Source organism: Streptomyces sp. NPDC043870 (assembly GCF_056435785.1).
Window position 1 is genome coordinate 324799 of sequence record NZ_JBWKDT010000004.1, and the last position, 1324, is coordinate 326122.

The following is a 1324-nucleotide window of genomic DNA, read 5'->3' on the forward strand; positions in this document are numbered from 1 at the left end:
TCGTCCGGAGGCGCGTCAGGCAGCTCCAACTCCGGAGGACCCAGCTCTGGCGGATCAACCGGCGGCAGCACCGGCGGCTCCTCCGGCGGCACCGATGGCGGTCTGATCGGTGGTCTCATCGGTGGTCTCATCGGTGGCCCGAGTTCCGGCGGATCGACTGGTGGCAGCAGTGGTGGTTCCTCCGGCGGATCGACTGGTGGCAGCAGTGGTGGTTCCTCCGGCGGATCGACTGGTGGCAGCAGTGGTGGCACCTCCGGCGGATCGACCGGTGGCAGCAGCTCCGGCGGCCAGTCGACAGAGCCTGAGGACCCGGAGTCCGAGGACCCCGATCAGCCCGAGGACCCCGAGAAGGACTGCGACACCACCGGCGTCGGTGGTGGCATGGGCGCCGGCATCGCCATGTCGGTGCACGGCTCCAGCGGTCGGGTCACCCTGGCCGTAGGCCCCGGCAATGGGGCCGGCAGCACTCCCGAAGCGGGCATGCAGTCCATGCAGTCCAGTCTCGCCGCCGCTGCCGCCGCCGTCATGGGCACCGCCAGTGCTGCGGTCCCCGGCTACGACACCTATCAAGAGGCCGAAGATGCCGCGAACGCCGCTCTCGGCTCCGGCGCCTGTTCCGATCAGACGCAGCAGAACGACAAAGACAACGACAAAGACCAGGACAGCGACAAAGATCACGACAAGGACGTTGCTCCGAGGCCCAATCCTCACCCGGAGGTGGCGATCGACCCCGACGTGGATGTGGAGAGCATCCAGGAAAGCATCGAGGGTCAGGGCAATCTGACATGGCGTGACACACATGAGCCCCTCTTCCGCAATGACGACCGCCCGCCGAGCGTCATCTTCGAGGAGGGCTTCGCGCCGCGGAGCGAGTACAACACGGACCTGGACAGCTACGTCAACGACAGTGAGCCGTCGGCCTTCGTCGGCACCACGTACAACGAGGATTTCGCCACCAAGTGGGGCGCCAAGTACGTCTACGACATCGATGCGCCCGGTGGGATCGACATCAACCAGACCTTCGACGACAGCCCCTACTCCCACGAGGACGAGATCGCTTTCCCGGGCGGGATCCGTCCGGAGTACATCAAGGGAGTCTGGGAGGTGAAGCCGGACGGTTCCCTGGGGAAGTACGTCCCCAACAAGAACTACAAGGGGTAGTGGGGGAAGCCGGAGCAGTCGAGTCCGGCTCCAGCGTTGGCGGGGGGGGGGGGGGGGGGGGGGGGGGGAGAGGGGGGGGGGGGGGGGGGGGCCCCCCCCCAAAGGGAACCCACGACGCCCCCCCCCCCCTAACATACCGGTTCTCCCCTCTTTTTCTCTTTCT

1 protein-coding gene is annotated in these 1324 nt (G+C 67.1%); it reads left to right on the forward strand.

What is annotated here, in order from left to right:
- A partial coding sequence (locus AC0699_RS07900) for a scabin-related ADP-ribosyltransferase (protein ID WP_478657018.1) occupies positions 1–1161 on the forward strand: 1161 nt, incomplete at its 5' end.
- Between the last annotated feature and the right edge of the window lie 163 nt (positions 1162–1324).